This window comes from Rhizobium sp. NPDC090275 (genome assembly GCF_044772225.1).
GTDB lineage: Bacteria > Pseudomonadota > Alphaproteobacteria > Rhizobiales > Rhizobiaceae > Rhizobium.
The window spans coordinates 186,728-209,770 of record NZ_JBIVYL010000005.1 but is presented as its reverse complement, the minus strand read 5'-3'; the positions used below and the strand labels follow the sequence as shown (position 1 = coordinate 209,770).

Genomic DNA, 23,043 nt, shown 5'->3' with positions numbered 1-23,043 from the left:
GACGACAGAGGGCGGCAGGCAGCGCAGCTTCCGCCTGCACAACATGGCCGTTCCCGCCCGCCCGCAGGAGCCCGGCCTCTACCTCGTCGCGACGCCGATCGGCAATCTCGGCGACATAACGCTGCGTGCGCTGGAAACGCTGGCCGGCGCCGATGTGCTCGCCTGCGAGGATACCCGCGTCACCCGCGTGCTGCTCGATCGCTATGGCATCCAGAACCGCCCCTACGCCTATCATGAGCACAATGCCGACGAAGCTGGTCCCCGGCTGCTTGCCGCGCTCGAAGCGGGCAAGTCCGTGGCGCTGGTCTCCGATGCCGGCACGCCGCTGGTCTCCGACCCCGGCTACCGCCTCGCGCAATCGGCGATCGAAGCCGGCTATCGGGTGATCCCGATCCCAGGCGCCTCGGCGCCGCTGGCAGCCCTTGTCGGCTCCGGCCTTCCGAACGATGCCTTCCTCTTTGCCGGTTTCCTGCCGACGAAAGACAAGGCTCGCCGCGACCGCCTGTCCGAATTCGCCGCCACGCCGGCGACGCTGATGTTCTTCGAATCCCCGCACCGCATCGGCGCCACGCTCATTGCCGCCGCCGACGTTCTCGGCGGCGATCGCCCGGCTTCCGTCTGCCGCGAGCTGACCAAGAGCTACGAGGAGTTCCGCCGGGGCACGCTCGCCGAGCTCGCCGCTCACTATGCCGATGTCGACAACGTCAAAGGCGAGATCGTCCTCGTCATCGGCCCGGCGCCGGAGCGCGCCATCGAGGAGACGGATATCGACGCCATCCTCGCCGACCTCTCGCAAACGCTTCCGACCGCCAAGGCCGCCGCCGAGGCCGCCCGCATCACCGGTCTCCCCCGCAAGGAACTCTATCAGCGCCTTCTCGACAGAAAGGCGGGCGATGTCAGGTAACGACGCCACGGACCCGCATCAAAAGGGTCTTCGCCGCAAGGCACTGCGTCGGGGCCATGTCTCCGAATACATCGCCGCTTTCTACCTCATTCTCAAAGGCTACCGCATCGTCGCGCTGCGCTATCGCACGCGGCTCGGCGAGATCGACATCATTGCCCGCAAGGGCGATCTGGCCGTGTTCGTCGAGGTGAAGGCGCGTCGCGACCAAGGCGCGGCCGTCGATGCCGTCTCGCATCTCGCGCAAACCCGCATCCGTGGCGCCAGCGATCTCTGGCTTGCCCGCCAGCGCGACCAAGCCCGCCTGTCTCAACGCTACGACATCGTCGCCATCTTGCCGGGGCGATGGCCCGTCCATTTGCGCGATGCGTTCTGATTGCTTTCGTTAGTCGGTTAACATTTTCGGAATTTGTAATCGGCCTGTCATGAAAGCGTTAAGGAGGTGTCACAATAGGCCTCTATTGCGTCCTCACGCCAACAACGGTGGAGAGGGTTTTTCATGTTTAAGTCGATTTCATTGGCCGCTGCTGCGGTTGCTTTGTCCGCTTCCGCGTCCTTCGCTGCAACCGAAGTGACCTGGTGGCACGCCATGGGTGGCGAGCTTGGCAAGAAGCTCGAGGAAGTTGCCCAGAAGTTCAACGACAGCCAGAGCGAATACAAGATCGTTCCTGTCTACAAGGGCACCTATCCCGAGACGCTGACGGCCGCTATCGCCGCTTTCCGCGCCGGCCAGCAGCCCGCCATCGTTCAGGTTTTCGAAGTCGGCACCGGCACGATGATGGCCGCCAAGGGCGCCGTCTACCCGGTCTACCAGCTGATGAAGGACGAGGGTGAGCCTTGGGATCCGTCGAAGTTCCTGGCGCCGGTCGTCGGCTACTACTCCGACGCTGAGGGCAACATCCTGTCGATGCCGTTCAACTCGTCGACCCCGATCCTCTACTACAACAAGGACGTCTTCAAGAAGGCCGGCCTCGATCCTGAAGTCGCGCCGAAGACCTGGGCCGAGCTTGCCGAAATGGGCAAGAAGATCGTCTCCTCCGGCGCTGCCAAGTGCGGCTTCACCATGTCCTACGGCGCGACCTGGGTTGGCCTGGAAAACTACTCCGCCATCCAGAACCTGCCTTACGGTACCCAGCAGAACGGCTTCGGCGGCATGAACGCCGAGTTCACCTTCAACGGTCCGAACCAGGCCAAGTTCTGGGATCACCTGAAGACCTGGCAGGATGAAGGCGTCTACAAGTACGGTGGCCCGAGCGCCGGTGCCGACGCTGCTCCGCTCTTCTACTCGCAGCAGTGCGCAGCCTACATGAACTCGTCCGCTTCGCGCGCCGGCGTCATCAACAACGCCAAGGACTTCAAGGTCGGCTTCGCACCGATGCCTTACGACGACACGGTCACCCAGGATCCGAAGAACTCGATCATCGGCGGCGCAACGCTGTGGGTTCTGAACGGTCAGAAGGACAAGGCTGTCTACAAGGGCGCCGCCAAGTTCTTCACCTACCTGTCGCAGCCTGAAGTCCAGGCCGATTGGCACCAGTTCACCGGCTACCTGCCGATCACCAACGCTGCCTACGAGCTTGGTCAGAAGCAGGGCTACTACGAAAAGAACGCCGGTTCTGACATCGCCATCAAGCAGATCATGCGCGGCACGCCTTCCGAGAACTCCAAGGGTGTTCGCTTCGGCAACCTGACGCAGATCCGCGACGTTATCGACCAGCAGTTCGAAGCCGTTCTCAACGGCAAGAAGACCGGTCAGGAAGCGCTCGACGAAGCCGCAAAGCAGGGCAATGCCAAGCTGCGCGAATTCGAAGCCGCGAATTCCAACTAAGGGTCTCTCCCTCCGTCAGCCCTCTCCGGTCCGTCCGGGGAGGGCATTTTCCTTGAGGGGTCATGCATGCAAACCAAACGCACCGTCTTCCAAAGCCGTCTCCTGCCTTATCTCCTGATCGCACCGCAGCTGCTCATCACGATCGTTTTCTTCGTGTGGCCGGCGGTTCAGGCCGTATGGCAGTCCTTCCTGCGCCAGGATCCCTTCGGTCTGAAGGACACCTTCGTCGGTTTGGCGAACTACACGCGCTTGCTGCAAGATCCGGATTATCTGAATTCGCTGACCGTCACCTTCGTCTTCTCGATCGGTGTCACCGTGCTGTCGATGGGGCTGTCGCTGCTCTTCGCGATCTGCGTCAACCGCGTGATCCGCTCGCAGCGCTTCTATACGACGCTTCTGGTCTGGCCCTATGCCGTGGCGCCGGCCGCATCCGGCCTGCTCTGGTGGTTCATGTTCAACCCCAGCGTCGGCATCATTCCCTATGTGCTGGAACATTTCGGCTACAGCTGGAACCACCGCCTGAACCCGAACAACGCGATGATCCTGATCATCATCGCCGCCGCCTGGAAGCAGATCTCCTACAATTTCCTGTTCTTCGTCGCCGGCCTGCAGTCGGTCCCGCATTCGCTGACCGAAGCCGCCGCGATCGATGGCGCCGGTCCCATCAAGCGCTTCTGGACGGTGGTCTTCCCGCTGCTGTCGCCGACCACCTTCTTCCTGGCTGTCATCAACACCACCTACGCGATGTTCGACACTTTCCCGATCATCGACGCGGCCACCTCTGGCGGTCCGTCGCAATCGACCAACATCCTTGTCTACAAGGTCTATGCCGATGGTTTCGTCGGTCTCAATCTCGGCCCGTCGGCCGCGCAGTCGGTCGTGCTGATGCTGATCGTGGTCGTCCTGACCGTCGTCCAGTTCCGCTGGATCGAGCGCAAAGTGCAGTATTGAAGCGAGAGCCAGCCATGGTCGAGAACCGTCCCTTCCTCAATTTCCTCACCCACTTCGTGCTGATCATCGGCATCGGCATGGTGGTGTTTCCCGTCTACCTCGCCTTCATCGCCTCGACGCGCGGTCCCTCGGACTTCTTGACCGGCGTGGTGCCGATGACGCCGGGCCACCAGATGCTGGAGAACTACGGCGTGCTGCTCGGCACCGGTGCGTCCAACGCCGGCGCACCGCCGTTCCTCCTGATGCTCGGCAACAGCCTGGCGATGGCCATTTTGGTGGCGATCGGCAAGATCGCCATTTCGATCATCTCGGCCTTCGCCATCGTCTATTTCCGCTTTCCCTTCCGCACCGTCGCCTTCTGGATCATCTTCATGACGCTGATGCTCCCCATCGAGGTGCGCATCCTGCCGACCTACAAGGTCGTCGCCGATCTCGGCATGCTGAACTCCTATTCCGGCCTCGTCATTCCCGTCATCGCGTCGGCCACCGCCACCTTCCTGTTCCGGCAGTTCTTCCTGACGGTTCCCGAAGAGATGATGGAAGCGGCGCGCGTCGATGGCGCCGGCCCGATGAAGTTCTTCTGGGATATCCTGCTGCCGCTGTCGCGCACCAATATCGCGGCGCTCTTCATCATCATGTTCATCTACGGCTGGAACCAGTATCTCTGGCCGATGCTGATCACCACCGAACCCGGCTACTACACCGTCGTCATGGGCATCAAGCGCCTGGCCGCGGTGCTGGATGGCGATACACAATGGAACCTGGTGATGGCAGGCGTCATCCTCGCGGCCCTGCCGCCGGTTCTGGTCATCATTTTCATGCAGCGCCTTTTCGTCAAAGGCCTGGTTGAGACGGAGAAGTAACAATGGCCTCCATCGACGTCGATAATGTCGGCAAGATCTATCACGGCGGCGTTCGCGCCGTTTCCGGCATCGAACTCAAGATTGCCGATGGCGAGTTCATCGTGCTCGTCGGCCCCTCCGGCTGCGGCAAGTCGACCCTGCTGCGCATGATCGCCGGCCTCGAGACAATCTCCGAAGGAGAGGTGAAGATCGGTGCGCGCGTCGTCAACAATGTCGAGCCCGCCGATCGTGACATCGCCATGGTCTTCCAGAACTACGCGCTCTATCCGCATATGAGCGTGCGCCAGAACCTGGAATACGGCCTGAAGAACCGCAAGACGCCGAAGGCCGAGATCGATGCGCGCGTGGCCGAGGCCGCCCGCATGCTGGAGATCAACCAGTATCTCGAGCGCAAGCCGAAGGCACTATCCGGCGGCCAGCGCCAGCGCGTCGCCATGGGCCGCGCCATCGTCCGCAAGCCGGCCGTCTTCCTCTTCGACGAGCCGCTGTCCAACCTCGATGCCAAGTTGCGCGTTTCCATGCGCGGCGAGATCAAGCGCCTGCAGCGCCGCCTCGGCACCACCTCCATCTACGTCACCCACGACCAGCTGGAAGCGATGACGCTCGCCGATCGTCTGGTCGTCTTGAACGGCGGCAAGATCGAGCAGGTCGGTTCGCCGCTCGATGTCTACCACCGCCCGGCCTCCACCTTCGTCGCCTCCTTCATCGGCTCTCCGGCCATGAACCTCCTGAAGGGCGAGCTGCACGGCGACAAGCTGGCGCTCGGGCCGAGCCTCATCGACCTTTCCGGCTGCGCTCCGACCTCGGGGGCCGTCACCGTCGGCATCCGCGCCGAGGACTTGTGCCTTGCCGGTCCCGACCAGCACGCCATGCCGGTCAGCGTTGAGTATGTGGAGGAACTCGGCGCCCAGCGGCTGGTCCACGGCCTGCTCGGCGATCAGCCGATCACCGCGGTGCTGGCGCCGGATATCGACATTCCCGCCGAACTGCGCCTGACCATTGCGCCCGAAAAGCTGCACTTCTTCGCGGCCGACACAGGCAAGCGCATTGCCGCCGCCGACACCGATGGCGCGTCCACGCCGGCCATGGCTGCCCAGCCCGCTTGAAGACAGCGCCCGCGCTTTGGCGGGCGTGCATTATCGTGACACTCGTTACAACTTTAGCGAATGTCTGAACGGCTCCGTCAGGACTCCCTGATATCTCCCACTCTAGGGGATAGTGTACTCAGGGGGTTCTGGTGGCATCACTGCATCTTATGTTCGCGAGCGCGATGGCCTTGGCCGCCCGCTCCATGCCCGACATCGTGGCATTTCCGCGCGGCAAGTCCTTCGTCGCGCATTCGAGCGATCTCATCGCCATGAAATCGACGCCGATCAATCCCGACTGGATTGTCGCCGGTGACCCGCAGGCGCGCACCGGCGAGCACTCGCGCGGACACGACGACGCGGCGCTGACGGCGATCTGGGACTGCACGGCCGGCGAGTTCCGCTGGTTCTTCGGCTGGGACGAAACGGTGATGATCCTCGAGGGCGAGGTTCACATCACCGCCGACGACGGCACCGAGCGCGTGCTGCGCGCCGGCGACGTCGCCTTCTTCGCCGGCGGCACCTGGGCCAGCTGGCGCGTCGACGATTACGTCCGCAAGGTCGCCTTCCTGCGCAAGCCTTTCCCGAAGCCGGTGGCGCTCGCCTATCGCCTGCGCAACCTGCTGCGCGGCAGCGGCCAGCAGGGCATCGCGGCCTGAAACACGGCTTGAGTTGAAGCCTGATGGGAACGCCGGCCAATTGCGCCGGCGCACCGCACAAAAGCCGTCCACTGACCGTTGCGTTCGCGCCCTCCGCGGCCTACATCTGTCCGGCAATCGCTAAGGGACAGAAATGGCCAAGATCAAGAACGTAGCGGTCCAGATGGACCATGTCGCCTCCATCAACATCGCGGGCGACTCCACCTTCGCCATGAGCCTCGAGGCGCAGACCCGCGGCTACAAGCTCTTCCACTATACGCCCGACCGCCTGAGCTTCCTCGACGGCAAGCTCTACGCCTCCGTCGAGCCGATGACGCTGCGCGACATCAAGGGCGACCATTTCGATCTCGGCGCGCCCGAGCGCGTCGACCTGTCGACCATGGATGTGATCCTGCTCCGCCAGGACCCGCCCTTCGACATGTCCTACATCACCTCGACGCATCTCTTGGAGCGCATCCACCCGAAGACGCTCGTCGTCAACGACCCGGCCTGGGTACGCAATTCGCCGGAGAAGATCTTCGTCACCGAATTTTCCGACCTGATGCCGCGGACGCTGATCACCAAGGATCCCGCCGAAATCCGCCGCTTCCGCGACGAGATGGGCGATATCATCCTGAAGCCGCTCTACGGCAATGGCGGCGCCGGCGTCTTCCATTCGACCAAGGACGACCGCAACCTCTCCTCGCTGCTCGAAATGTTCGGCCAGCTCTTCCGCGAACCCTACATCGCCCAGCAATATCTGCCTGACGTGCGCAAGGGCGACAAGCGCATCATCCTCGTCGACGGCGAACCCGTCGGCGCCATCAACCGCGTTCCGGCCGAGCACGACAGCCGCTCCAACATGCACGTCGGCGGCCGCGCCGAGGCGACCGAGCTCACCGCCCGCGAAAAGGAAATCTGCGCCCGCATCGGCCCGGCACTGCGTGAACGCGGCTTCCTGCTCGTCGGCATCGACGTCATCGGCGACTACATGACCGAGATCAACGTCACGTCGCCCACCGGCATCCGCGAAGTCAAGAAATTCGGCGGCGCCGACATCGCCAGCCTCCTGTGGGATGCGATCGAGCGCAAGCGCGCGTAAGGTGGGCGAGGGGACGGGCGGCGACGCCTGAGGTCCCCGTCCACCCATTGCCGGCAACGCCAGCTATTGTAAACGCGGCGGCCCCACTCTCTACCGTCATCCTCGGGCTCGTCCCGAGGATCTGCTAAGCAACCAACTTGCTCGACGTGAGTGGATAGCTTGCACCATGGTGGCTGCAAGCGAGACCCATCTGCACCCTTGCATCCGTGGACACGTGTTTAGATCCTCGGGACGAGCCCGAGGATGACGCCGCGCGTGAGGAAAGCCTCGTCTCGTCAATCGCTTAGCGCCAGCATCTCGTTCTGAGAGGCGACAGCCGCCGCACCCTCCACCGTCATGCTCGGGCCCGTCCCGAGCATCTAAGCACGCCGCAACGACTTCGGCGTGAATGGATAGCTTGCACACGCGGGCTCCGTCGGCCAAGCGACGAGACCACCGTTGCGATCCTCTTTCTCCCCACCTTTGTTCCACCCATACAACCCGCCACAACCGCCCCACATCAATGGCGCGCAATTGTTCATTTATTGTTCTTGTTTCATTCCAATTTCTATGCCAGATTGCAATCCGCGACCATGATGGGTCGCGATTTCAGGTGCAAGGGGTTGCACCGCAGGGGATCTGGGCCAAGGGGTTGGGCATGGTGGCGCGCGTCAGCACGGTTGCATTCCAGGGCATAGAAGGGGTTCCGGTGGAGGTCCAGGTCATGGTCGCGCCCGGCAAGCTGATCACCCAGATCGTCGGCCTGCCCGACAAGGCGGTGGCCGAAAGCCGCGAGCGGGTGCATGCGGCACTCCATGCCTCCGGCCTGGCGCTCCCCGCCAAACGCATCACCGTCAACCTCGCCCCCGCCGATCTTCCCAAGGAAGGTAGCCACTTCGACCTTCCCATCGCGCTCGGCCTGATGGCGGCCCTCGGCGCCATTCCGGCGGATGCGCTCTCGGGCTATGTCGTCATCGGCGAACTCAATCTCGACGGCACGATCGCCGCCGTCAACGGCGCGCTGCCGGCCGCGATCGGCGCCAACGCGATGGGGAAAGGCCTGATCTGCCCGGCCGAAAGCGGCCCTGAGGCCGCCTGGGCCGGCGCCGAGCTCGACATCCTGGCGCCGCGCAGCCTGATCGCGCTCGCCAACCATTTTCGCGGCACCCAGGTGCTCTCGCGCCCCGAGCCGTCGATCCGCGCCACCGCCGCCAATCTTCCCGATCTCGCCGATATCAAGGGCCAGGAGAGCGCCAAGCGGGCGCTGGAAGTGGCGGCCGCCGGCGGCCATAATTTGTTGATGGTCGGACCTCCCGGTTCCGGCAAGTCGATGCTCGCCGCCCGTCTGCCATCGATCCTGCCGCCGCTTTCGGCCGCCGAACTGCTTGAAGTCTCGATGATCCATTCGATCGCCGGCCAGCTCTCCGGAGGCAAGCTCTCCGACCGCCGACCGTTTCGCACCCCGCATCACTCCGCCACCATGGCGGCCCTCGTCGGCGGCGGTTTCCGAGCGCGTCCGGGGGAGGCGTCGCTTGCCCATCACGGCGTGCTCTTCCTCGACGAGTTTCCGGAATTCTCGCCGCAGGCGCTGGATGCGCTGCGCCAGCCTCTGGAAACCGGCGAGTGCATCATCGCCCGCGCCAATCACCGCGTCAGCTATCCCGCCACCATCCAGCTGGTGGCGGCCATGAACCCGTGTCGCTGCGGCATGGCGGGTGAGCCGGGCCATAGCTGCGCGCGCGGCCCGCGCTGCATGGCGGATTACCAGGCCCGCATTTCCGGCCCCCTGATGGATCGCATCGATATCAGGATTGACGTGCCCGCCGTCTCCGCCTTCGACCTGATCCGCCCGGCGCCGGCCGAAAAGAGCGCCGACGTCGCCCGCCGCGTTGCCCGCGCCCGTGACCTGCAGCGAGACCGCTTCCGCGCCGTTGGCCTTGGCGAGACCGGCACCAATGCCCGCTGCTCCACCGCGATGATCGAGACCTATGCGGCCCCCGATGCATCCGGCCTGCAGCTTTTGCGCGACGCCGCCGAAAAGATGAAGTTTTCCGCCCGCGGCTACCACCGCGTCCTCAAGGTCGCCCGCACGCTGGCCGACCTCGATAGCCAGGAGATGGTCGGCCGTATCCATTTGGCCGAGGCGATCTCCTACCGCATGGCGGGCGAGCGGCTGACGGCGGTGGCATGAGGGGGAGGGGGCGATCGAAAGCGGAGACGCAGTGGGAGCGCCGTCGCTAGCTTGGCGGAGGGGAGCAGTCCGGTGCCTCAGGTCTCGCGCGCTGCGCCGACCTCGTAGCTCTGGAGCTTGCGGTCGTGGATGCCGAGTGCTGGCCATGCGGCGCGCCAGTCGCTCAGGTGCGCGGTTTGAAAATGGCGGTCGAGCGAGGCTTGGTCGCGCCAGCGTTCGGTGACGTGAATGAGGCCGGGCTCGAGCACGTCCTCGGCGTAGGAATAATCCAGGCAGCCGTCTTCGGCGCGGCTCATCTCCACCATGCGCTGCATCACGGGGCGCGCGAGCGCGAGGTTCTCATGGGGGAGGCGGATGGTTCCGACGATCAACAGCATGGCGTGGCTTGCGTCCGGTTGGAGGTTGGTGCGGGATCGTAAACAGTAAAGAGGGCGCCGAAGCGCCCTCTTGATAGCGAAGTGAAGCGGGAAGTGCGGATGCTGTGAACCGCGACACGCTTCAGCCCTATCCTCAGCCGCCGAGGCCTTCGAACAGCGCCGTCGAGAGGTAGCGTTCGGCGAATGACGGGATGATCACCACGATATTCTTGCCGGCGTTTTCCTCGCGGGAGCCGATCTTGATCGCGGCGGCAAGGGCCGCACCCGAGGAGATGCCGACCGGCACGCCTTCGAGGCGGGCGACGTGGCGGGCGGTTTCGAGCGCGGTCGCGCTGTTGATGGTGACGACCTCGTCATAGATATGGGTGTCGAGGATGGCGGGCGCAAAGCCGGCGCCGATGCCCTGGATCTTGTGCGGTCCCGGCTGGCCACCGGAGAGAACCGGCGATTCCTCCGGCTCGACGGCGATCACCTTGATCTCCGGCTTCTTCGACTTCAGCACCTGGCCGGCGCCGGTAATCGTGCCGCCGGTGCCGATGCCCGACACCAGAATATCGACCGTCCCATCCGTGTCGTTCCAGATTTCCTCGGCCGTCGTCTTGCGGTGGATCTCGGGGTTGGCGGGGTTTTCGAACTGCTGCGGAATGATCGCGTCGGGCAGCGTCGCGGCCAGCTCCTCAGCCTTGGCGATCGCGCCCTTCATGCCCTTCGCGCCCTCGGTCAGCACCAGTTCGGCGCCGAGCAGCGCCAGCATCTTGCGGCGCTCGACAGACATGGTCTCGGGCATGGTGAGGATCAGCTTGTAGCCCTTGGCGGCGGCGGCGAAGGCGAGCGCGATGCCGGTGTTGCCCGAGGTCGGCTCGACCAGCGTCGTCTTGCCGGGCGAAATCTTGCCCTGCGCTTCCAAGGATTCGATCATCGCCACGCCGATGCGGTCCTTCACCGAGGCGATCGGGTTGAAGAATTCGAGCTTGGCCAGAAGGTTGGCCTTCACGCCCTTTTCCTTGGCGAGCTTGTCCAGTCGAACGATCGGGGTATCGCCGATCGTTTCCGTGATCGAGGAGTAGATGCGGCCGCGGCCCGGTTTCTTCGACATGATAAGCTCCCTTGATGAAATATAGAGTGAGAATAGGGTCTAAGCCGGTGGTCGGCCAGAGTAGCTTCACCCGCCACCCCTGTGGTTCAGAGAAAAAACCCTTTGCGAACCACGGTTTGCCGAATGATTTTTTCAGGCCGCGCGGGTGGCGATGAAGGCCGCCGTGCCCGCCAGAATGCTCGCCGCCACCCGATTCAGCGCCTGCAGCGCGCGCGGCTGTTTGAGCAACGTGCGCGCCCGCGAGGCCAGCAGCATATAGGGGATCAGCACCACCAGAAGCACGACGAAGGTGGTCAATAGCAGCAGGCCGTATTCGCGCATCCCGACGCTGTCGATGCTGATCAGCGTCGGCACCAGTGCCACGTAAAACAGCATGGTCTTCGGATTGCCGAGCGTCACCAGCAGGCCGGAAAGAAAGCTCATGCCGATATTGCTGGATTTCTTCGCCGCAATGTCCTGCGGCAGCAGGCCCGCAGTCCACAGCTTGTAGGCGATATAGCCGAGATAGAGCGCTCCGAGGATCTTGATGACGATGAACACCTCGGTGAAGGTCTGCGCCACGAAGGCGAGGCCGAGGATCACGGCGGTGAGATAAGTCATGTCGCCGAGCACCAGCCCAAGGCCCATGAAGAAGGTCTCGCGGAAGTTCGAGCCTAGCGCGCGGGCAACGATGGCGGTGATGCCGGGGCCGGGAATGGCGGCGGCGATGAACAGCGCCGCGGCATAGGCGAAGAGTGCGGTGAACGACATGTGAGCCTCCCAATCGGCTGTGTTCTACGCCTCTTGCAGGACCGTTTCAACAGGCCGTTGGGTAGCCTCAACGGGGCGGATTTCCGACGCGGGCATTCTGTCACGGGCGTCTGCTATTGACGCCTCGGGTCGCGGTTCTAGTTCTCGGTTGGTGGCGGATGTCTGGCCGTAGCCGGAGCCGGAATTGTCGGCCACATGGGGGACGCAACCCGTTCCGGCACCCGTATCACGCCGATCTGGCGAAGGAGAAAATTTCATGTCGACACCCGTCGAAAAGCGCAAGACCGCGGCCCTCGCAACCCCGACCGATCTGAAGAGCAACGCCATCCAGGATATCTCGGGCGCGCTGGCAGCGCTTCTGGCCGATACCTTCGCGCTCTATCTCAAGACCAAGAATTTCCACTGGCACATGTCCGGCCCGCATTTCCGCGATTATCATCTGCTGCTGGACGAGCATGCCGAGCAGATCTTCGCCATCACCGATGAAATGGCCGAACGCGCCCGCAAGATCGGCGGCACGACGCTGCGCTCCATCGGCCATATCGGCCGCCTGCAGCGCCTGGCCGATAACGACGCCGACTATGTGACGCCGGAGGACATGCTGGCCGAACTGCGTGATGACAATCGCCAGCTGATCTCGCTGATGCGCGAGACCCACGACGTCTGCTCCGAACACAATGACGTCGCCACGACCAGCCTTCTCGAAAACTGGATCGACGAAGCCGAGCGCCGCCACTGGTTCCTCTTCGAGATCACCCGCCAGGCGAAATAATCGCCATCATTGAGCCCATCGCTCAGGTCCGGACACCCCGCAGCACACCTTTCAGCCGCGCGGGCGTCCAGCCAAGGTTCATGCCCGCCGCCGCCAGAAGAATGATGGCGGCGCCGGCGATCTGCAGCGGCTGCAGCGCATGGCCGAAGGCGACCCGGTCGACGACGATCGCCGCGATCGGGTAGAGGAAGGACAGCGCGCCGGTCAGGTGGATCGGCAGCTTCTGGATTGCGCCGTAAAGCAGCACATACATCAGCCCCGTATGCACCACGCCCAGCGTCACCAGCAGCGCCCATGTCGCGCTGTCATGGGGCAGGGCGGAAAAGTCCGTCATCGGCGCCAGCATCACCACGCCGGTCGAAACCTGGATCAGCGCGATCAGATGCGGTGGCGTGCCCTTCAGCCATTTCGCGGCCAGCGCCGCTAGCGCGTAGAAGAAGGCTGCGCCCAGCGCCATGGCGATGCCGATGGCATAATCGCCGCCCGCGCCGGCCACCTGCGGTTTGCCCTCGACGATCCCGATCATGCCTGTGAATGCCAGTACCAGCCAGAACAGCTTCGCCGCCGTGATCCTGTCGCCGAGAAACAGGGCGCCTAGCCCGAGCAGCATGAAGGGCTGCGTGTTGTAGACGGTGGTCGCGACCGAGATCGACGTATGCCCATAGGCGCCGAAGAGCAGCAGCCAGTTGAGCACGATGGCGACACCCCCGAACACCGCGATCGCAAAGGCACGCAGCCCGATCGTGCCGGGCTTCAGCAATCCCATCGCCGCGCAGACGACGAGCAGGCTGATCGCCCCGAACAGGCAGCGCCAGAAGACGACGCCGCTCACTGGCTGACCTGACATCACGACAAACCAGCCGATCGTCCCCGAAATCAGCATCGCCGCCGCCATCTCAATGCTGCCGCTGCGGATATCCTGTTGCATTCCCGCCTCCCGTTGTTGAGAATGAGAATATTGCGGTCCCCGCGCCATTTATATAATCTTGAGGCTCCGAATGGCGGCTTTCACCTTTGATCGTGAGGCGAAATGAGCGTTCAACCTAACAATGATCTCGACGACATCGACCGCCGCATTCTTCAGGCGCTGGCCGCCGATGCGCGAATGTCGCTGAAGGAGCTTGCGCAGGCAGCGGGTCTCTCTTCGCCCAGCGCCGGCGAACGCCTGCGCCGGCTGGAAGAGCGCGGCGTCATTTCCGCCTTCACCGTGGATATCGATCCCGCGGCACTCGGCTATCCCCTGCAGGCGATCGTCCGCGTCCGGCCGCTGCCGGGGCAGCTGCATGTGGTGGAGCGGATCATCCGGGAGACGCCGGAGTTCGTCGAATGTGACAAGGTCACCGGCGATGATTGCTTCGTCGCCCGCCTCGTCGTCCGTTCCATGGCGCAGCTGGACACGATCCTCGACAAGGTCGCGGAGAAGGCCGAGACCAGCACATCGATGGTGAAGGCCTCGCCGGTGAAGCGCCGCCTGCCGCCGCTAAGCTGAAAGCCTAGCCTAGAAATCCGCCATAGGCGAAAGCATCGCCGGCCGGTCGAGACTGATGTGGAGATCGGTGCGGATCATGAAATGCGTGCCGCCGTCGATCAGCCGCGCCTCGCCCTGCCAGCCGAGCTTGTCGGGCGAAAACAGAACCTCGACCCCTAGCGGCGCGATGCCGAGGCCACCCAGGATGGCGCTGAGCGACGGGACGGTCGAAGCAATCACATCCGACAGCACGAATGTGTTGTCATTCCCCACTTTCCAGGCGATCACCGCCTGCCGGTCCTCCAGCCAGCTCAACCGCACATCCGGATCGAACTGCGTGTTGATCAGGAACATCGCCGCGCTCTCGCAGACTGCGAGAGCGTCGGAAACCGGTGTGCGGGACCGCAGCGCCCGCTGCAGCAGCGCAAGATCCTCGGGCTTCCACGGGTCGAGCGTCCGCGCGGGCATGGCCGCCATCGCAGGCTCCGGCGCCGCGCCGGCATAAAGATGCATCGGCAGCGAGCGAAAACCATGGGGCGTGTAGAGATCAGGCTTGTCCGTATAGAGCACCACCGCCTCGAAGCCCCGGACCGCGCACCAGTCGAGCGCCTTTTTGGTCACGTCGCGATAAAGCCCGCGCCCGCGCCATGGCGGACGCACGGCGCCCGATTGCAGGCCGGCGGCGTTGATTTTGCGTCCCTCGATCACGAGAGGCATGGCGAAGGCCGAGAGATTGGCGGCGAGAAGTCCTGTCTCGTCGAACCAGCCGAAGGGCATGCTGGTGGGGTCGGCGCCGCCGAGACGCTTCAGCGGGTCGAGATCGATACCGAACGTGTCGGAGAGAAGCGACACCAGCGCCGCCCAGGCCTTGTCGTCGGCGAAATAGTCCTGCCGGAAGGTGAGGCCGGAGCTATCGGTCGCCTTCTCCATCACACGCCCGTGGAGCCGAAGCCGCCGGCGCCGCGCGCCGTGGTGCTCGCCTCGGTGATCTCGGCGACGCGCGCCTGCGTCACCGGCGCGATCACCATCTGGGCGATCCGCATGCCGCGGGTGATCTCGAACGGCTCCTCGCCGAGATTGATAAGCAGCACCTTCACTTCGCCGCGATAATCGCTGTCGATCGTGCCCGGTGTGTTGAGGCAGGTGATGCCGTTCTTGAAGGCGAGGCCGGAGCGCGGGCGGATCTGGCCTTCGAAACCCTCGGGGATCTCGAAGATCAGCCCTGTCGGCACCAGCGCCCGCTTGCCTGATGTAAGCACCATCGGTGCACCGTCGTCTACGGCGGCGCGCAGGTCCATGCCGGCGGCGCCCTTGGTTTCATAGGCGGGCAGCTCGATGCCTTCGCCATGGGGCAGACGCAGGAGATTGAGGGTCGGGCGGGTATCTGTGTGAATGGTCATGCGCCATTACTTTGCCCCCGCAAGGCCAAGGTCAATTGCAAAGCGGCGCCTAAATCGCTAGATACGCCGCAACTCCACAGGATTCATAGCATGGCCGAAAGTCTCGCCGAGGCGGTTTCCCGCCGCCGCACATTCGCTATTATCGCCCACCCGGACGCGGGCAAGACGACGCTCACCGAAAAGCTGCTGCTGTTCGGCGGCGCCATTCAGCTCGCCGGCGAAGTCAAGGCGAAGAAGGATCGCATCCAGACCCGGTCGGACTGGATGAAGATCGAGCGCGAGCGTGGCATCTCGGTCGTCACCTCGGTGATGACCTTCGAATATGAAGGCAATGTCTTCAATATTCTCGATACGCCCGGTCACGAAGACTTCGCCGACGACACCTACCGCACGCTGACGGCGGTGGATGCGGCCGTCATGGTTATCGACGCCGCCAAGGGTATCGAGCCCAGAACGCTGAAGCTCTTCGAAGTCTGCCGCATGCGCGACATCCCGATCATCACCTTCATCAACAAGATGGACCGCGAAAGCCGCGATCCCTTCGAGATCCTGGATGAGGTCGAGGAAAAGTTGGCGCTGGACACCGCTCCGGTCACCTGGCCGATCGGCCGCTCCAAGACCTTCTGCGGCTCCTATCACCTGGCCGACAACACGGTGCGCGGCTCCGATACGGAAGTGACGCCCACCAAGGTCAACGGCCCGCAGGCTGTTGCCGATCGCCTGCCGGAAAACGAGCGCTCGGCCTTCGTCGACGAGACGGAACTGGCGATCGAAGCCTGCCGCCCGTTTGACCGCAAGGCCTTCCTCGAAGGCCACCTGACGCCTGTTTTCTTCGGCTCGGCGCTGCGCAATTTCGGTGTCCGCGATCTCATCAACGCGCTCGGCGAATTCGCGCCGCCGCCGCGTGATCAGGTCGCCGATATCAGAACCGTGCATGCCGCCGAAGACAAGATGACGGCCTTCGTCTTCAAGATCCAGGCCAACATGGACCCCAACCACCGAGACCGCATTGCCTTTGCCCGCATCTGCTCCGGCAAGCTGGAGCGCGGCATGAAGGCGCGTCTCGCCCGCACCGGCAAGCAGCTCGGCCTCACCGCGCCGCAGTTCTTCTTCGCCTCGCAGCGCCAGCTGGCCGATACCGCCTTTGCCGGCGACGTCGTCGGTATCCCGAACCACGGAACGCTCAGGATCGGCGATACGCTGACGGAAGGCGAGGCGCTGGTGTTCCAGGGCGTGCCGAACTTCTCGCCGGAAATCCTGCGCCGCGTGCGGCTTGAGGATGCGATGAAGGCGAAGAAGCTCAAGGAAGCGCTGCAGCAGATGGCCGAAGAGGGCGTCGTGCAGCTCTTCTCACCGGAAGATGGTTCGCCGGCTATCGTTGGTGTCGTTGGCGCGCTGCAGCTCGATGTCTTGAAGGAGCGCCTGTCGGCCGAATACACGCTGCCGGTCTCGTTCGAAATGTCGCGCTTCTCTGTCTGCCGTTGGATCTCGTCCGACCAGCCGGCCGAGCTAGACAAGTTCTTGAACGTCAAGCGCGGCGATATCGCCCGCGACCTCGACGGCGACCCGGTCTTCCTGGCGCAGGACAGCTTCTCGCTGCGCTACGAATCCGAACGCTTCCCGGCGATCAAGATGGTCGCCATCAAGGAATATCACGTCGCCAAGGCGGCGTGATTCTGGTCAAGCTTTCGTCATGAGTGGAAAGGGGCGCTGCTTGCAGCGCTTCGCCATATTCCATCGGATATAGCGTCGTGACATAGTGGCTCCGATTTCATCGGGAAGCCACCATGCTCAAACTCGCCAGCACGATCCTTGCCGCCCTTTTCACGCTCTTCAGCGCCGAAGCCTTCGCCCGTCCGTTCACCGATGCGGGCGGCCGCACGGTGGAAATCTCCGATCACGTCACCCGCGTGCTGACGGCCGGTCCGCCGGCCTCGGTGCTGGTCTACGTGCTGGCGCCGGACAAGCTCACGGGCTGGGTGCGCGAGCCGAGCGCGGAGGAGAAGCAGTTCCTGGCGCCATCGGTGCAGAACCTGCCCACCTATGGCCGGCTGACGGGGCAGGGCGGCACCGCCAACATGGAGGCGGTGATCGCCGCCAAGCCAGATCTCATCATCGATGTCGGCACCGTCAATCCGACCTATGTCTCGCTGGCCGACAAGGTGCAGCAGCAGACCGGCATTCCCTATGTGCTGATCGACGGGAGCTTTGAAAAGACGCCGCAGACGCTGCGAGAGGTCGGCGACCTGCTCGGCGTCGCGCCGCGCGCGCAGGAGTTGGCCAGCTATGCCGAGACGACGCTGAAGACCCTTCACGACGGCCTGGCGAAGCTTCCCTCGGACAAGCGCCCAAGAGTCTATTACGGGCGCGGTCCGGAAGGCCTTGAGACCGGCCTGTCGGGCTCCATCAACATGGAGATGCTTCAGGCGGCCGGCGCCGACAATGTTGCGGCCGCCGCCGGCCAGGGCGGGCTCACAAATGTCTCACTGGAACAGGTTCTCGGCTGGAACCCCGATATCATCCTCGCGGCCTCGCCCAAGTTCGCGCAAGCCGTAAAAAGCGATCCATCCTGGGCAAGCATCGAGGCGATAAAGAGCGGCAAGGTATTCACCGCGCCCGCGCTTCCCTTCGGCTGGTTCGATTCTCCGCCCGGCATCAACCGCCTGATCGGCATCCGCTGGCTGGAGACGCTGCTTTATCCTCAAAGCTTCGACAGCGATCTGAAAGCCGACGTGCGGGCATTCTTCAAGCTGTTCTATCAGGTCGATGTGAGCGATGCTGATCTCGACACGCTGCTGAAAGGCGCGCTACCCTCGTCGAAATGAGCAAGGATAGGCAAACCGCCAGCGGAAGCTGGAAACTGATCGTTTTCGGGGCTGCGTTCGTGCTGCTGCTGGCGGTGCTTTCCATGGCGATCGGCAAATATGCCGTCCCGCCCTCGACCATCCTGCGGGCGTTGGCAGCCGGCATCACCGGCACGCCATCCTATATCGATCCGATCCAGCAGACGGTGATCTGGAACGTACGCCTGCCGAGGGTCGCCGCCGCGCTGCTGATCGGCGCGGCGCTGTCGGCCGCCGGCGCCACCTATCAGGGCCTGTTTCGCAATCCGTTGGTCTCGCCGGATATTCTGGGCGTCTCCGTCGGCGCCAGCCTCGGCGCGGTACTGGCGATCTTCATGGAAATGCCGGTTGCGCTCATCCAGCTCATGAGTTTCTGCGGCGGCCTTCTTGCCGTCGGCGCGGTCTACGCCGTGGGCGCCGCCGTGCGTGGGCGCGATCCGGTGCTGACGCTGGTTCTGGCGGGTGTGGCTATCGGCGCTCTGGTCGGCGCCGGCATATCGCTCATCAAGATCCTCTCCGATCCCTATGACCAGCTGCCCGCCATCACCTACTGGCTGCTCGGCAGCCTGACCGCCGTCACCCGCGCCGATGTCGGCTCCATCCTGCCGGCGATCATCCTCGGCCTTGTCCCGCTTGTCCTGTTGCGCTGGCGCATGAACGTCATGACCCTGGGCGATGAGGAGGCGCGTACGCTCGGCATCGATACCCGGCTAACAAGGTTGGCGTTGATAGCAGGAGCAACGCTCATCACCGCCGCCTCCGTCTCGATCGCCGGCATCATCGGCTGGATCGGCCTCGTCATTCCGCATGTCGCGCGGCTGCTGGTTGGACCCGATTTCCGCCGGCTGCTGCCCGCCTCGATCCTGCTCGGCGGCGCCTATCTGCTTGTCGTCGATACGCTGGCCCGCAGCATCGCGATGATCGAGATCCCGCTCGGCATCCTGACGGCCGTCGTCGGCGCACCGTTTTTCTTGTTCCTGCTTGCGTCAGGTAGAAGGGGCTGGTCATGAGGGTTAGGCCATGACGCTGGAATTGCGCGATCTCGCTTTCGGCTATGGCGCCCGGTCGGTCGGTCGGGGTGTCACTCTGACGCTTGCAAGGGGCGAAGTTCTGGCGCTGCTTGGGCCGAACGGCGCCGGCAAGACGACGTTGTTCAAGACCATGCTCGGCCTGCTGCCGGTGCAGGCGGGCGAGATCGTCCTAGACGGCGTGCCGCTCATTTCGCTCAGCCGGGCCGATCGCGCCAAGCGTATCGGCCATGTCCCGCAGGCGCATGCAGCACTCTTTCCCTTCAATGTGCGCGACGTGGTCCTGATGGGCCGCGCCGCACACCTGTCGCCCTTCGCCGCCCCCGGCGCCAAGGATCGCGCGATTGCCGACGCAGCACTCGCCCGGCTCGGCATGACGCATCTGGCCGATCGCCCCTATACGGAGATATCGGGCGGCGAGCGGCAGATGGTGCTGATCGCCCGCGCGCTGGCGCAACAGCCGGGCATTCTCATCATGGACGAGCCGACCGCGAGCCTTGATTACGGCAACCAGATGCGCGTGCTCTCGCATATCCGCCGGCTGGCGCGGGAGGGCATGTCGATCGTGCTCTCCACCCACAATCCAGACCACGTATTCATGGTCGCCGATCGGGTGGCCCTGCTGCACGAGGGAACGCTCGCCGGGCTCGGGCCGCCGCAAACGGTGTTGACGCCGCAGCGGATCAAGCAGCTTTATGATGTCGATGTGGTCATGGGCGTCCTGCCGGGTGGCAATGCGCCCGTCTGTTCGCCACGCCTGGATGTAGGAGAAGATTGATGGTGCGCGAAAACGAAATCCGGAAAAACGAAGTGGCGGTCGATGCTCCGGCTGCGACCGATGCTGGTCTGGTCTTCATCGGCCGCATCCGCACGCCCTGGACGTCCCGCATGGAAACCCCGCGCCAGGGGCGGCATGACGGGCCGATCTGCCGGATCGAGATTTTCGAGCCCTGGACGCAGGCGCTGCAGGGCGTCGAGGCTTTCGAGCGGCTGGAAATCCTCTATTGGCTGGATCGCTCCCGCCGCGATCTCGTGCTCCAGAGCCCGGCCAATTCGGGCAAGGTGCACGGCACCTTCTCGCTCCGCTCCCCCGTCCGCCCCAACCCGATCGGAACCTCCATCGTCAAGCTGGAAGCCGTGGAAGGATCGACACTTCTGGTGCGCGGCATGGATTGCCTCGACGGCACGCCGCTGCTCGACGTGAAGCCGGACCGCACCCTCTTCAAACCGATCGCCCCACCGCAGCCCGGCGATTTCCAGACAGGCGACGAGGGCACGGCGCATTATTGCCAGAAGGCGTGATCGCTGACGCTGCGCCCGCGGCCCCCTCATCCGCCCTTCGGGCACCTTCTCCCCGCAGGGGAGAAGGGGATGACGGCAAAGCGCCGCCACGAGTCTCTTCTCCCCAGCGGGGAGAAGTGCCGGAGCGCCAGCGAGGCGATGAGGGGGGCCACACGGCACACGGCCCACCAGCCATCATCCAAGCGCGCGATCACCTAAAACCATCACCCGCTGCGACCTATCGCCATTGTGAACGCTTTGCCGCCCATCCGTCATTGTCCCGATGGCATCCGAACGGTAGCTATCGTCCCACGGCCCGCCCAGCCTTCCAGCATGGGCAGCCGTTGTTTTATCGATTAGGAGCAATCAATATGATCGAAGTCATTGCCGCCTTCCGTGCAAAGCCCGGCAGCGAGGACAAGCTGCGTGAAGCGACGCTCGCCATCGTCGAGCCGACCCGTCGCGAGGAAGGCTGCATCCAGTTTGTCGTCCATGAGGACACGGATGCGCCCGGCACCTTCTTCATCCGCGAAAGCTGGCGCGACCAGGCAGCCCTGACCGCGCATTTCGAGCAGCCCTACCTGAAAGCGCTCGTGGAACTCCACAAGGACATCCTGGCCGAGCCGCTGAAGCTGCATAACCTCAAGGTCCACGCCTGAGGCATTCTGAACATGTCGCCGTTGACTTCAGTCGACGGCGACCATCACGTCGGAGGCCTTGACCACGGCATAGGCGTCGGAGCCAACGGTCAGCCCCAGTTCCTTCACCGCCTCGTTGGTGATCGACGACGTAACGATCGAGCCGCCGCCGATATCGATGCGCACATGCGCCGTCGTGGCGCCGAGCGTGATTTCGACGACCTTGCCCTTGAGGCGATTGCGAGCGCTGATTTTCATGAGTTTTCTCCCTGTTTCGATGGCGGAACTTAGCGATTCGCCACCGAAACGGCAATCTCACTCGCCGCGCGGATAGCGCTGGTTTTCTTCCAGCACGTTCAAATCCATGTGGTTGCGCATGTAGCGTTCCGAGGCGCGCTGCAGCGGCTGGTAGTCCCAGGGATAATAGGCGCCGTTGCGCAGCGCCTCGTAGACCACCCAGCGACGCGCCTGGCTTTCGCGCACGGCGGCATCGAAGCTTGCAAGGTTCCAGCGCTTCTCCGCCTGCGCGGTCAGATGCGCCAGTGTGTCCGCATAGGCGGGATCGGTGGCGAGGTTCCTCAATTCCTTCGGGTCGGCGTCGAGGTCGAACAGCATTGGCGCGTCCTTGTCGCAGAGCGTCAGCTTGAACTTGCCGTCGCGAAGGCCGACCAGCGGCGCGATCGAGCCTTCGGCTGCGTATTCCATCGGCACCGGCCCGCGCTTTCCCGTTCCCTTGGCAAGCGGCGTCAGATCCTCGCCGTCGGTCCAGGGCTTCAGCTTGGTGATGTCGATGCCGGCAAGCGACGCCAGCGTCGGCGTCACGTCGAGCGTGGAGACCGGCTGGCTGATCAGCTTAGGCTCCCAGCCGGGTGCAGCGATTGCCAGCGGCACGCGCGCCGAGCCGTCGAAGAAGCACATCTTGAACCAGAGACCGCGCTCGCCCAGCATGTCGCCATGGTCGGAGACGAAGAGGATGACGGTATCCTCGGCCATCCGCCCGCGTTCGAGAACGTCGAGCAGTTCGCCGACCTTCTCGTCGATATAGGAGATGTTCGCGAAATAGCCGCGCCGCGCGTTGCGCACCTGCTCGCGGGTGATCTCGAAGGCGTCGTAATCGCAGGCCTTCAAGAGCCGCTGCGAATGCTGGTCCTGCTCCTCGAACGGGATCGTGCCGACTTCAGGGTCGAGATGAGGGCAATCCTCATAGAGATCCCAGAACTTGCGGCGCGCCACATAGGGGTCGTGCGGATGCGTGAAGCTGACCGTCAGGCACCAGGGGCGATCGTCCTGCCGGCGCGAGAGGTCATAGAGCTTGCGGGTCGCGTTGTAGGCGACCTCGTCGTCATATTCCATCTGGTTGGTGATTTCGGCCACGCCTGCGCCCGTCACCGAGCCGAGATTGTGGTACCACCAGTCGATGCGCTCGCCGGGCTTGGTATAGTCGGGCGTCCAGCCGAAATCGGCCGGGTAGATATCGGTGGTCAGCCGCTCCTCGAAGCCATGCAACTGGTCGGGGCCGACGAAGTGCATCTTGCCCGAAAGTGCGGTGTGATAGCCGGCCGCGCGCAGATGATGCGCAAAGGTCGGAATATCGGAAGCGAATTCGGCGGCGTTGTCGTAGACGCGAGTGCGGCTTGGCAGCTGGCCGGACATGAAGGAAGCCCGCGCCGGCGCGCAGAGCGGGCTTGCCGTATAGGTGTTGGCAAAGCGCACGGAGCGCTTCGCCAGGGCTTTCAGATGCGGCGCGTGAAGAAACTCGGCCGGCCCGTCGGGAAACAGCGTCCCGTTATACTGGTCGACCATCAGGATGAGAAAATTCGGGCGCGACATGCTGTTCTAGTGTCCTTGAAGT

25 protein-coding genes are annotated in these 23,043 nt (G+C 63.9%); 17 read left to right on the top strand and 8 right to left on the bottom strand.

Annotated features, from left to right (window positions below):
- Window positions 1–43 precede the first annotated feature (43 nt).
- The 9 genes from rsmI to ACIQUB_RS14810 all read left to right on the top strand — a co-directional run bounded on the left by rsmI (window position 44) and on the right by ACIQUB_RS14810 (window position 9,538).
- A complete protein-coding gene (gene rsmI / locus ACIQUB_RS14850; protein ID WP_051110797.1) occupies window positions 44–904 on the top strand; it encodes a 16S rRNA (cytidine(1402)-2'-O)-methyltransferase in 861 nt (286 codons plus the stop codon).
- A complete protein-coding gene (locus ACIQUB_RS14845; RefSeq protein ID WP_113235934.1) occupies window positions 894–1,277 on the top strand; it encodes a YraN family protein in 384 nt (127 codons plus the stop codon). Before rsmI ends, ACIQUB_RS14845 begins: the two co-directional genes overlap by 11 nt.
- A gap of 123 nt (window positions 1,278–1,400) precedes the next feature.
- On the top strand, window positions 1,401–2,729 hold the full coding sequence (ugpB, locus tag ACIQUB_RS14840; protein WP_112981618.1) for a sn-glycerol-3-phosphate ABC transporter substrate-binding protein UgpB: 1,329 nt from the start codon (window positions 1,401–1,403) through the stop codon (window positions 2,727–2,729).
- 66 nt (window positions 2,730–2,795) lie between these two features.
- Window positions 2,796–3,680 (top strand): sn-glycerol-3-phosphate ABC transporter permease UgpA, encoded by an 885-nt coding sequence (ugpA, locus tag ACIQUB_RS14835; RefSeq protein ID WP_113235935.1) that lies wholly within the window; start codon window positions 2,796–2,798, stop codon window positions 3,678–3,680.
- Window positions 3,681–3,694: 14 nt separating this feature from the next.
- Window positions 3,695–4,543, top strand: coding sequence for a sn-glycerol-3-phosphate ABC transporter permease UgpE (gene ugpE / locus ACIQUB_RS14830; protein ID WP_018899335.1), 849 nt, complete (start codon window positions 3,695–3,697; stop codon window positions 4,541–4,543).
- Window positions 4,544–4,545: 2 nt separating this feature from the next.
- Window positions 4,546–5,649 (top strand): sn-glycerol-3-phosphate import ATP-binding protein UgpC, encoded by a 1,104-nt coding sequence (locus ACIQUB_RS14825; RefSeq protein ID WP_402930432.1) that lies wholly within the window; start codon window positions 4,546–4,548, stop codon window positions 5,647–5,649.
- A gap of 149 nt (window positions 5,650–5,798) precedes the next feature.
- Window positions 5,799–6,287 carry a cupin domain-containing protein gene (locus ACIQUB_RS14820; RefSeq protein WP_112981616.1) on the top strand — a complete coding sequence of 163 codons (489 nt, stop codon included), beginning with the start codon at window positions 5,799–5,801 and terminating at the stop codon, window positions 6,285–6,287.
- A gap of 133 nt (window positions 6,288–6,420) precedes the next feature.
- Window positions 6,421–7,368 (top strand): glutathione synthase, encoded by a 948-nt coding sequence (gene gshB, locus ACIQUB_RS14815; protein ID WP_018899338.1) that lies wholly within the window; start codon window positions 6,421–6,423, stop codon window positions 7,366–7,368.
- Between the two features lie 637 nt (window positions 7,369–8,005).
- Window positions 8,006–9,538 carry a YifB family Mg chelatase-like AAA ATPase gene (locus ACIQUB_RS14810; protein WP_113235937.1) on the top strand — a complete coding sequence of 511 codons (1,533 nt, stop codon included), beginning with the start codon at window positions 8,006–8,008 and terminating at the stop codon, window positions 9,536–9,538.
- A gap of 77 nt (window positions 9,539–9,615) precedes the next feature.
- Here the strand turns inward: ACIQUB_RS14810 and ACIQUB_RS14805 are convergent, their stop codons facing one another.
- The 3 genes from ACIQUB_RS14805 to ACIQUB_RS14795 all read right to left on the bottom strand — a co-directional run bounded on the left by ACIQUB_RS14805 (window position 9,616) and on the right by ACIQUB_RS14795 (window position 11,761).
- Window positions 9,616–9,915 carry a putative quinol monooxygenase gene (locus ACIQUB_RS14805; protein ID WP_113235938.1) on the bottom strand — a complete coding sequence of 100 codons (300 nt, stop codon included), beginning with the start codon at window positions 9,913–9,915 and terminating at the stop codon, window positions 9,616–9,618.
- 133 nt (window positions 9,916–10,048) lie between these two features.
- On the bottom strand, window positions 10,049–11,011 hold the full coding sequence (gene cysK / locus ACIQUB_RS14800; protein WP_112987792.1) for a cysteine synthase A: 963 nt from the start codon (window positions 11,009–11,011) through the stop codon (window positions 10,049–10,051).
- 132 nt (window positions 11,012–11,143) lie between these two features.
- Window positions 11,144–11,761: a LysE family translocator gene (locus ACIQUB_RS14795; RefSeq protein ID WP_047506924.1), complete on the bottom strand. Its 618-nt coding sequence runs from the start codon at window positions 11,759–11,761 to the stop codon at window positions 11,144–11,146.
- Window positions 11,762–12,017: 256 nt separating this feature from the next.
- On the opposite strand from ACIQUB_RS14795, the gene ACIQUB_RS14790 reads away from it, so the two are divergent.
- On the top strand, window positions 12,018–12,533 hold the full coding sequence (locus tag ACIQUB_RS14790; RefSeq protein ID WP_018902719.1) for a Dps family protein: 516 nt from the start codon (window positions 12,018–12,020) through the stop codon (window positions 12,531–12,533).
- 22 nt (window positions 12,534–12,555) lie between these two features.
- On the opposite strand, the gene ACIQUB_RS14785 is transcribed toward ACIQUB_RS14790, so the two are convergent.
- The gene (locus ACIQUB_RS14785; RefSeq protein ID WP_113235939.1) at window positions 12,556–13,461 is read right to left on the bottom strand and encodes a DMT family transporter; all 906 of its coding nucleotides are present in this window, start codon (window positions 13,459–13,461) and stop codon (window positions 12,556–12,558) included.
- Window positions 13,462–13,563: 102 nt separating this feature from the next.
- Here ACIQUB_RS14785 and ACIQUB_RS14780 point away from each other — a divergent pair, with 102 nt between their 5' ends.
- Window positions 13,564–14,022, top strand: coding sequence for an Lrp/AsnC family transcriptional regulator (locus ACIQUB_RS14780; protein WP_113235940.1), 459 nt, complete (start codon window positions 13,564–13,566; stop codon window positions 14,020–14,022).
- A gap of 9 nt (window positions 14,023–14,031) precedes the next feature.
- On the opposite strand, the gene ACIQUB_RS14775 is transcribed toward ACIQUB_RS14780, so the two are convergent.
- Both ACIQUB_RS14775 and dut read right to left on the bottom strand, forming a co-directional pair.
- Window positions 14,032–14,931 (bottom strand): GNAT family N-acetyltransferase, encoded by a 900-nt coding sequence (locus ACIQUB_RS14775; RefSeq protein ID WP_113235941.1) that lies wholly within the window; start codon window positions 14,929–14,931, stop codon window positions 14,032–14,034.
- Window positions 14,931–15,401, bottom strand: a complete 471-nt coding sequence (gene dut / locus ACIQUB_RS14770) for a dUTP diphosphatase (protein ID WP_113235942.1) — start codon at window positions 15,399–15,401, stop codon at window positions 14,931–14,933. The genes ACIQUB_RS14775 and dut overlap by 1 nt, the downstream gene beginning before the upstream one ends.
- Window positions 15,402–15,491: 90 nt before the next feature.
- Here dut and ACIQUB_RS14765 point away from each other — a divergent pair, with 90 nt between their 5' ends.
- The 6 genes from ACIQUB_RS14765 to ACIQUB_RS14740 all read left to right on the top strand — a co-directional run bounded on the left by ACIQUB_RS14765 (window position 15,492) and on the right by ACIQUB_RS14740 (window position 21,212).
- The gene (locus ACIQUB_RS14765) at window positions 15,492–17,075 is read left to right on the top strand and encodes a peptide chain release factor 3 (RefSeq protein WP_065689223.1); all 1,584 of its coding nucleotides are present in this window, start codon (window positions 15,492–15,494) and stop codon (window positions 17,073–17,075) included.
- A 113-nt stretch (window positions 17,076–17,188) separates the two neighbouring features.
- On the top strand, window positions 17,189–18,226 hold the full coding sequence (locus ACIQUB_RS14760; protein WP_402930426.1) for an iron ABC transporter substrate-binding protein: 1,038 nt from the start codon (window positions 17,189–17,191) through the stop codon (window positions 18,224–18,226).
- Entirely contained in the window at window positions 18,223–19,254 is a 1,032-nt protein-coding gene (locus ACIQUB_RS14755; protein ID WP_402930424.1) for a FecCD family ABC transporter permease, read from the top strand. Before ACIQUB_RS14760 ends, ACIQUB_RS14755 begins: the two co-directional genes overlap by 4 nt.
- 10 nt (window positions 19,255–19,264) lie before the next feature.
- Window positions 19,265–20,050: an ABC transporter ATP-binding protein gene (locus ACIQUB_RS14750; protein WP_113235945.1), complete on the top strand. Its 786-nt coding sequence runs from the start codon at window positions 19,265–19,267 to the stop codon at window positions 20,048–20,050.
- The gene (gene tsaA / locus ACIQUB_RS14745; RefSeq protein WP_113235946.1) at window positions 20,050–20,574 is read left to right on the top strand and encodes a tRNA (N6-threonylcarbamoyladenosine(37)-N6)-methyltransferase TrmO; all 525 of its coding nucleotides are present in this window, start codon (window positions 20,050–20,052) and stop codon (window positions 20,572–20,574) included. The genes ACIQUB_RS14750 and tsaA overlap by 1 nt, the downstream gene beginning before the upstream one ends.
- Before the next feature lie 350 nt (window positions 20,575–20,924).
- Window positions 20,925–21,212, top strand: a complete 288-nt coding sequence (locus tag ACIQUB_RS14740; protein WP_113235947.1) for a putative quinol monooxygenase — start codon at window positions 20,925–20,927, stop codon at window positions 21,210–21,212.
- A 27-nt stretch (window positions 21,213–21,239) separates the two neighbouring features.
- Here ACIQUB_RS14740 and ACIQUB_RS14735 read toward each other — a convergent pair whose 3' ends face one another.
- Window positions 21,240–21,449 carry a molybdopterin-binding protein gene (locus ACIQUB_RS14735; protein ID WP_018898137.1) on the bottom strand — a complete coding sequence of 70 codons (210 nt, stop codon included), beginning with the start codon at window positions 21,447–21,449 and terminating at the stop codon, window positions 21,240–21,242.
- A gap of 57 nt (window positions 21,450–21,506) precedes the next feature.
- Window positions 21,507–23,021, bottom strand: coding sequence for a choline-sulfatase (gene betC, locus ACIQUB_RS14730; RefSeq protein ID WP_113235948.1), 1,515 nt, complete (start codon window positions 23,019–23,021; stop codon window positions 21,507–21,509).
- Between the last annotated feature and the right edge of the window lie 22 nt (window positions 23,022–23,043).